This window comes from Cerasicoccus frondis (genome assembly GCA_031296915.1).
GTDB lineage: Bacteria > Verrucomicrobiota > Verrucomicrobiia > Opitutales > Cerasicoccaceae > Cerasicoccus > Cerasicoccus frondis.
Window position 1 is genome coordinate 1 of the sequence record JAVDPC010000022.1, and the last position, 9,072, is coordinate 9,072.

At 50.1% G+C, this 9,072-nt stretch carries 7 protein-coding genes; 1 reads left to right on the plus strand and 6 read right to left on the minus strand.

Going from position 1 to position 9,072, the window contains the following annotated elements; genetic code table 11:
- Positions 1-100 precede the first annotated feature (100 nt).
- Complete coding sequence (locus RBB63_RS16235; RefSeq protein WP_309386022.1) at positions 101-754, plus strand: transposase; 654 nt, start codon at positions 101-103, stop codon at positions 752-754.
- Between the two features lie 786 nt (positions 755-1,540).
- On the opposite strand, the gene RBB63_RS16240 is transcribed toward RBB63_RS16235, so the two are convergent.
- The 6 genes from RBB63_RS16240 to RBB63_RS16265 all read right to left on the minus strand — a co-directional run bounded on the left by RBB63_RS16240 (position 1,541) and on the right by RBB63_RS16265 (position 9,065).
- Complete coding sequence (locus RBB63_RS16240) at positions 1,541-1,969, minus strand: hypothetical protein (RefSeq protein WP_309386023.1); 429 nt, start codon at positions 1,967-1,969, stop codon at positions 1,541-1,543.
- A 13-nt stretch (positions 1,970-1,982) separates the two neighbouring features.
- Positions 1,983-2,675: a hypothetical protein gene (locus RBB63_RS16245; RefSeq protein ID WP_309386024.1), complete on the minus strand. Its 693-nt coding sequence runs from the start codon at positions 2,673-2,675 to the stop codon at positions 1,983-1,985.
- 231 nt (positions 2,676-2,906) lie between these two features.
- Positions 2,907-3,497, minus strand: a complete 591-nt coding sequence (locus RBB63_RS16250) for a hypothetical protein (RefSeq protein WP_309386025.1) — start codon at positions 3,495-3,497, stop codon at positions 2,907-2,909.
- A 12-nt stretch (positions 3,498-3,509) separates the two neighbouring features.
- Positions 3,510-5,303: an RHS repeat-associated core domain-containing protein gene (locus tag RBB63_RS16255; protein ID WP_309386026.1), complete on the minus strand. Its 1,794-nt coding sequence runs from the start codon at positions 5,301-5,303 to the stop codon at positions 3,510-3,512.
- A gap of 899 nt (positions 5,304-6,202) precedes the next feature.
- Complete coding sequence (locus RBB63_RS16260) at positions 6,203-7,894, minus strand: RHS repeat-associated core domain-containing protein (RefSeq protein ID WP_309386027.1); 1,692 nt, start codon at positions 7,892-7,894, stop codon at positions 6,203-6,205.
- A gap of 790 nt (positions 7,895-8,684) precedes the next feature.
- Complete coding sequence (locus RBB63_RS16265; protein ID WP_309386028.1) at positions 8,685-9,065, minus strand: hypothetical protein; 381 nt, start codon at positions 9,063-9,065, stop codon at positions 8,685-8,687.
- Positions 9,066-9,072: the final 7 nt, after the last annotated feature.

Consider the following 9,072-nt stretch of genomic DNA (forward strand, 5'->3'; position numbering starts at 1 on the left):
AGGTTCCGGCTCCGTTCGGCCTACGGCCTCTCTACGCCAGAACCTTAACAACCCAACCAACCCAGTAAACAACAACCAGACTAGAATCTTCTCATAACAAGTGGGCCAAAAAGGGGGACTCAGCCAGCTGCACGGCGCGGACATTAAGCAAATCGAGCAAGTCAGCATCGACATGAGCGCCACTTACGCCAAGGCCCAGATCGTCTGGGACCGCTTCCATGTGATGAAAAACGTTGGCGCGGCAGCCGACGAGGTGCGCCAGCGTGAGCACCGCCGTCTGCTGGCCCACGACGACGCCCGCCTGCGGCGCACCATGCGGCTGTGGCGCCACCATCCTGACTCACTTAGCCAGGAGCAAACTGCTCACCTGGACAACCTCAAGAACGCCAACTTGCTCACCGCCAAAGCCTACCAAATGAGGCTCACCCTGTGCGATATCTATGAGCTGCCCGACCCAGCGCTTATGCGCCGCAAGCTCATGGTCTGGAGCCGCTGGGTCATGCAATGGGTCCGCCGACATGACGACGTCCTGGCTCCAATGAAACGAGCCGCAATGAGCATCCGCAAGCACCTCGAGGGCATCATCGCCTTCGCCCACGGCAGGCTCTCCAATACCTACATGGAAGCCGTCAACAGCGTCTTCTCCGCTGTCAAAAGAAGAGCCAGAGGCTACAGAACCACCAAGAATCTGATCAACATCCTATACTTTACTGCGGCCAAGCTAGAGATCCCGATGCAAAGAGTACCACGGTAAATAGCGAGGACCCCTAAAAGTCCCGTAAGTCGTTGATTAAAATGGTGGAGGTGGCGGGAGTCGAAATCGGTTTAGCGATTTCCATAAACCACTCAAATCGAGCACATTACGCTGATTAAAAGCACTTTACAAAAATCAACCTTTTGCGCCGAGATGCATTATCCTGCATATGATGGATCTCATTTTGGCAGGAATCTGACAGGAATTTATAATCGCTTAAAGTTAGATCATCGTCCGCAGAAAATTCAATCTGCCAACAAAAGTCCTCGCGTCGCCTCGTTCTTGTAAATCACCACGAGTTTTTGCGAAGCCCGGGTAACCGCGACGAAGACGCGTTTAGTGCCGCTTTTTCACCGTCTCCACGGAATCACGCCACTCCGTGATCACCTCATACAGGCCGCCGCCAATGTAGAGCGTCTCGTCCGTATTATCCACCGATCGATACAGGTACTGGCGCACCCGCTGACGGTCCGCCCCGTAGTCAAACGAGAGTTAGAAAATGATTTTCAATGGACGACTAAGTTTATCCGGAGTAATACTACAAGATTACAAAAACATAGCCGACTCAGTCGCGCACTCTAGCCTGCTAAAGCACGCTGCGCATGCTCCAACGAATAGCACCGCCGAGGTTCGCAGGCGAACTCACTGGATGGGGAGGGACCGCGTGATGGGGCGTTTGGAGATAGGCCCTATGTCGTAATGCACTTCCTCTTGGGCTAAGAAGCTGAGTCGCGCGCTACTAATTATTGGTGCCAAGCGCGCTAGGGTTCTGCCGTTTGTGATCTCCTACAAACTTGGATAGTTGTAGATAACGACAACGTCAGATGCCTTAAGCTGATAGTTCAACCATTCTTCGCTAAGTCTCGCGATCCGTTTTGAGTGCACGGACTTATAGGTAAAGATGGTGATGCCATACTCATCACCGATTCCTCTACTTCCAGTTGCTAAATCTCTCACTAAATCACCGACAGAAACACCGACTAGTCTAATCTCATAGTCTTCTTTGGAACCATGAAAAACGGGCTTCATCGAGGTAAAATCGATTAAGAAAGAATCAGCAGCATAGAGCTGCTTCAAGGTCTCTTGCGACACGACCAAACGTCGAAGATCCACCGAAGAACTGTGAACAGCACCTCGATCAATCGATATTGTATCTTCCGCCGAAACAACACTCAGCGTGATAAAACACAGAAAGTATATTCTTAAAAATCTCATTACTGATTGTTCCTTATAAAGCCCTCAGCTCGTTTGAAGTATTCGGGTCAACACTGGGGACTGGTAGATTTCCGTAGTGAGTTCTAGCAGGTAAGCCTAATGCTGGCCTTATATAACTATTCTCGGCGACTCCGACATTAACGAAGTCACTCTTAGGGAAACCCATGTTAGTAAAATTCAAGAATCGATGCCCAAGTTCATGGGCAATAACATTAGCCCCCGAACCAATCTGAGCACGGGCAGCACTTAAAGATATTCCCCATTCAGAAGCAGCGGTGCCCAGAGCGGAGTTACTAACAAACGATGCCTCGTCTAGATTTAGACTAATGAAGTTATCAAACTGATTGGGTATACCCTGAGTGTGTATAACTCCAATGCCCTCTGAATGAAACGCATTGACGAAAGCTCCTCCCAAACGACCAGCGCCTGCCAGCTCGGCCATCGCACTATCAAAGTTTGCTAGCTGCGCAGCTGTTGGTTCATAAGAAACTAATAATCCGTCTTCATTGAACGTGTAGAACTCTGGGCGTTGAACCTTCTGCGCTCTACCACTCGCCACCTGATCAAACAGATATCCGAACGCCGCTGAGTAAGCCCCGTTGGCAAACTTGCCTCCTGCGATAACTGATGCGGTTCCTCCTACCATAGATGCGGCTGTTGTTTGCAGCTCAACATCGCCAAAGGTAGTGTCCAGTTTCTTTCGCATTTTGTTTTACGGTTCCTCATAAGGTCTAGTTTTTTGCGTTGGTGAGGAGAGCCGTTCGGGCCGTTGAGTTGAGCCGGATCGGCAACTCTGCTTATAATGCAAATCATCAGGCGCCAACAAGCACAGCATATACTGGTTCATTCGCTGAGAAGCTACACATTGCGCAATATTTCAAAGAAATTTGGCATGATGGCAAACGTCCTGCCTATGGTTGGCTTGTAGCGGTTCTGACTACTTCATCAGAAAAGACTCTATAAGATCTTTTTGTTTCATAAGTTGTTTAGGTATGGATATATAGTAACCCCCATTATCAAATACCACTCTTCCACTGTAGATAGCGAGCTCAGGCCTTAAAAATGGAATCATGCCCTTAATACGCAATTTATCAAATCCAAAAATCGTCTCACCTACTGCTACAACGTCTAGTTTCTGGATTAACTCTTTAAATGCAACCTCACACTCAGCCGACTGGTTAAATCGATAGAAATCACTTCTGCACTTAAAATCGGAATATAAATCAAGCCCCGAAACAATGATCAATTCGACGAATGACAACCAATCCTCATAACTTAGATATATATCCTTAGGATATATTATTAATACATCTGATTTCCCTTCGTTACAAAATCCATGGATCACTTCACACCTCAGCAGACGATGAGCTTCATTGAATAGCCCCCAGTAGTCATGAACAAAATCGTCTTCAACGTCAGTTGTTGATGAATAACCAATTCTATTAAAATGTAACCCTATAGACTGCATGAATGTATCGAGCAACTCCCAAAAACCGTCTTTCAAAATAAATACTGGTAACGTTGCCATAATAAAAAGTGCTTAGAATCCTAATAACCCTTTCCTCAATCCCCCACACATGCCAGTAAAACAATTTCTAGCACCATATCCAATAGCTGTCGCGGCGACTGGAAAGAAAATCGGTATTCCTGTTAAACTAAAAGTCGTAGCACTCATATTTTCTCCGAACATAAAAGCACTAGAAACAGGCCCGAAACCACCATGACGATACACAGTTGAAGAGTTTCGAGTAACTGACCAGAAGAAGTGCGGTGTCATTCTGCTCGAGAACCCTGCCATCTCAACATGAAGTCCCATAGTCGGACCACCAGCAGCTCCCCACACTATAGTTCCCCCTGCGAGAGTTGCTGCGACTCCAGAAACCGCCATTGAACCTCGAGTTCCATAATAAACCCAACCATCGCTATTTTCAGTTTGCCCCAAAACGCTACCTTCATAGGAGTCGGAAGACAATTCCATCGATGCCTCTACTAACTCAGGATTTCCGGTTACTTTACCAACCAGCGCACCAACACCAGCGCCCATAGTATCTGTTATTGAGATTGAGGTCTCATAAAACGAGCCCTCAGAGTTAAAAGGATTAAGCTCACTAGCTAACTCACGCCAAAAACCTCTATACTGATCACTCGCCGCCTGATTAAATAAATACCCAAACGCCGCTGAGTAAGCCCCATTGGCAAATTTCCCACCTGCGATAACTGATGCGGTTCCTCCGACCATGGATGCTGCTGTTGTTTGCAGTGCAAGATCGCCAAAACTGCTTCCTACGTCAATGCCCGATATCCCGGGAGAGGCTCCAGCGGTCACGGCGCTGGCGAACATGCCTTGCAGGAAATCACCGCCAGTAAACACTTGCTGGGTGCCGCCGATGACGCCATGGGCGACCATCTTGACCGCCAATTCACCCACTTCGGCTCCACTGTCGTAGCCTGGGACGACATCACCATCGGCTAGAGTTCCCCCTACGACCCAGAAGGCCGCAGCGAAAGCGCCTCCCATAATCGCCCCGCGCACTCCATCATTCACGCCTCCAGCCGCAATTCCTCCCGCAACTGTACCAACAAAGCTGGTCTGAGCGGTGCCCAAGGTCGCCCCTGCAGCCGTCAGCGCATAGGGCGCCGCATAGAACACAACGACAGCGACCGCAATCCCCACCACGGTGCGCCAGTTGTCCGAGACCCAGTTGCCCACGCTGCTGAAGAAGTCCCCAATGGCGTCGAAGATGCCGTCCAGGAAGTAGCCGCTCGGGTCCGTGTAAGAGAGCGGATTGTTCAGCACGTAGCTGTAACGGTTGAAGCTCTGCAGATTGCTCGGGAACTGGATGAACGGGTCTGCGCTGATGAAGCGGCCCACCTCCGCATCGTATAGGCGCCCGTTCATGTGCACGATTTCAAATTCGTCGAGGTTCTCGTGCCCGGTGTAGCCAATCGAGTAATCGTGCTCCTGCTGCGCCAGCCACGCATAGGAACCGGTCTGCGTCTGGGCGTCAAAGTCGTAGCCCCAGGTTTCCACGTCACGCTGGCGGCCCCAGGCGTCGTAGCTGTTGTGCCGCACGTTCTGCGCGTCGCCATTGCCGTCCAGCGCAATCACGCTGGCTGTGATCGCCGACAACGAGCCCTGGTGATCATAATGCAGGTACTCCAGCGTTTCGGCATCGACGACGCCGTCGTTCTCGCTGTCCTCCTCCACAAAGACCGCGACCGCCCCCACCGGCGTGCTGATGTAGTGCCGCTTTTTCACCGTCTCCACCAAGTCGCGCCACTCCGTGATCACCTCATACAGGCCGCCCCCGCTGCGTGCTCGCAACCGTCCCATCCGCCGAAGTTACGCTGATCAGGCGATTCCTGCCCGAGGATCTAACGATTCCTCGCCGAGGAACCGACAACTCCTCGCCGAGGAACTGACAACTCCTAACCGAGGAACTGGTACTTCCTCGCCGAGGAATTGACAATGTTCTGCCTGAATAGCCCTCTTCCAGTTGGTGGGGGTCACTTAAGCGAATCAGGAAATTTCAAAGAGCCATTGCCATAGCGACCAACTCCTGCTGTCAATAGGCCAAGACATAGCAATGAGTAGTCGCATCCATACCTATTATTCAAACCAACTCGTGGGCTGAAACAAGCAAGAGCGAGTTGATCGGTTACCGGGGAACAGGCGGTCGGAGGCGGGCAAGCCGTTTGGGTGTTCAGTCGGAGTAAGCGGGTTTTGAGGGTTTACACAAGTGAAGTTGACTGCCAGATGAAGCGCTTTCCATGCCGTTGAGTTGAGCCGCATCGGCAGTTCTGCTGGAAGCAAATCATCAAGTATCAATAAGCACAGCATAAATTGGTTCATTCGCTGAGAAGCTACACATTGCGCAATATTTCAAAGAAATTTGGCACGATGGCAAACGTCGTGCCTATGGTTGGCTTGTAGCGGTTCTGACTTTAAAGATAGCGAACACTCAGAGCATTGAGAATAATATACACCGCTATCAAAAAGCCCTTCATATAGACTCTTTTGTGATTTCTAACTTTTACGCATTCCGGAATACTAAACCATATTTGTTTGATTGCACCATATAAAATGCAAGACAAGCCAACACTAACTCCCCAATAATCACCCCATGGCCCCATATAAGGCCAAATCAATAGCAAAAATATGAAGAATTTAAGATATTTTTTATCTTTATTGCTAAGCATCAACAATAGCGATTCCAGGTTTTGAAAGTTTATCTAGTCCTTATTTACTACTGAGTGTGTGTAAGAAGCATTAAGGCCGTATCCCCAACCAAGTGTCAAACTTAACCCATTAGGGTTTCCCCAGCGATCAAGTCCCATTGAAAGACTTCCACCAACAGTACCATTACCGCCGGTAAGAGAAATTGCATGCACGCTTTGGTATTTCGGACCTGTGTTTCCTAAAAACATACCTCTTAAGTCAAACTTAACTCCAGCAGATGCACCAATTGATGTAGAAGCTGTGCCCACTCCCAAATCGCCATCAAGACCACTTTCAAGCTTTGATGATGCCGATGCCTTTACACCTATCGTAGCTTTCGGTTTGTATGGATGCAGCACCCCACCAGAGACAGTTCCGCTTAGTGAAACATTATCCCTCAGACCACCATAAGATGCCCCTAAGACTTCACCTGTGTCAGATTCCAAAACGATATCAGATAGCTCTGCGAGCCCCGTCCAGATCTTAGCTTGGCTCTCTCCAACTCTTTGCCTAGCTCGTAATCTATGAAGAGCTCTATCTTTAGGATCTTGCTTACGAAAACGATCACGTATATGTCCACCAGTTTGAGATCTACTAGCCACCTCATTAAAAAGATACCCAAAGGCTGCCGAATAAGCCCCGTTGGCAAACTTGCCTCCTGCGATGACTGATGCGGTTCCTCCTACCATGGTTGCGGCTGTTACTTCTAGCGCCACACTACCGAACTCGCTGTCAAGTTCAATGCCCGATGCGATGCCCGGAGTAGCCCCTGCCGTCACCGCACTGGCGAACATGCCCTGAAGAAAATCACCACCAGCAAACATTTGCTGGGTGCCGCCGATGACGCCATGGGCGACCATCTTGACCGCCAATTCACCGCCTGCTGCCCAACTGTCATAGCCTGGGACGACATCACCACCGGCCAAAGATTGTCCTACGCCCCAGAAAGCGACAGCAAAAGCGCCTCCCATAATCGCCCCGCGCACTCCATCATTCACGCCCCCGGCGGCGACTCCTCCGGCCACGGTTCCCACAAAGCTGGCCTGTGTCCCAGTGATGCCCACACCTGCCAGCGCATAGGGCGCGGCATAGAACACCACCACCGCGACCGCAATCCCCACCACGGTGCGCCAGTTTTCCGAGACCCAGTTGCCCACGCTGCTGAAGAAGTCCCCGATGGCGTCGAAGATGCCGTCGAGGAAGTAGCCGCTCGGGTCCGTGTAGGAGAGCGGGTTGTTCAGCACGTAGCTGTAGCGGTTGAAGCTTTGCAGATTGCTCGGGAACTGGATGAATGGGTCTGCGCTGATGAAGCGGCCCACCTGCGCATCGTAGAGGCGCCCGTTCATGTGCACGATTTCAAATTCATCGAGATACTCGTGCCCGGTGTAGCCAATCGAGTAATCGTGCTCCTGCTCCTCCAACCACGCGTAGGAACCGGTCTGCGTCTGGGCGTCAAAGTCGTAGCCCCAGGTGTCCACGTCACGCTGGCGGCCCCAGGTGTTGTGCCGCACGTTCTGCGCGTCGCCATTGCCGTCCAGCGCAATCACGCTCGCCGTGATCGCCGACAACGAGCCCTGGTGATCATAATGCAGGTACTCCAGCGTTTCGCTATCGACGACGCCGTCGTTCTCACTGTCCTCCTCCACAAAGACCGCCACCGCCCCCACCGGCGTGCTGATGTAGTGCCGCTTTTTCACCGTCTCCACGGAATCACGCCACTCCGTGATCACCTCATACAACCCGCAACCGCTGCGTGCTCGCCACCGTCCCGTCCGCCGAAGTTACGCTGATCAGGCGATTCCTGCCCGAGGATCTAACGATTCCTCGCCGAGGAACTGACAACTCCTAACCGAGGAATTGACAATGTTCTGCCTGAATAGCCCTCTTCCAGTTGGTGGTCACTGACAACCGCAGGGTTATTTTCCTAAAGACCGTAGAGAGTTCTAATCTGCCCAGAAAATCAGACACACTTGACCCGAATGCTTTGCGATAAAACCGAGCCCGCTGCCCCGGAATGGCCTCACTCCCTAAATTTGTTTCAAACAACAGTTGATTTCAGTCTACGGTTGAGTTGCCTATGGTCTATTCATAGCATGAGTAAGTCGCAGCATTACCTAATTCATATAGTCGAGCAACTGGCTCGCAACTGGTTAACCGGGACAGCGTCACGTGGAGGGCAAGGCGTTTGCATGTTCAGTTGGAAGTAGGCGAACTTTCCCAGAAAAGCATGTCGTAACGTTTGCCAAAAAAGGCCAATGCCGTTGGTATGGATGACATCCTGCTTGGGCTTATAGCAAGAGATTGCGGCATCTGTATTAGTGGGGTTCATAGTCGAGAAGCTGCTCATCGCGCTAAAACCATAGTAAGCCCAAGGCCAGTTGGCACGCTTGCTATGGTTGGCCGTGCATAGTTCTTACCATAAATTGGTTCATTCGCTGAGAAGCTACACATTGCGCAATATTTCAAAGAAATTTGGCACGATGGCAAACGTCGTGCCTATGGTTGGCTCTGCAGCGGTTTTGATGAAACTATCCTACCTTCTTCAACTGTAAGTTCAACTCTACTTAAAACAGTATCTTTATCAATAAGGACTAAATCTACTTCGCCACTAAAGCTATTAAGCGTATCCTCTCCAACAGTATCAATAAGATCAGGATCAGTGTTAATGAAGCTAAAAAGATCATACAAGGATTTCATGTCTTGAATGTTTGAACCATTACACAGCTCTGCATCCACTTTTAGAGTCATTAACTTCTGAGCATCATCTAAAGGATCTCTCCCAACAAAAAGCTGCACACCACTGGTTACTTCGTAAACCTCATGACTTTCACCACCCATGATAAATATCACAATAAATAGTGAAATAGTTGCGATCAATATTCCA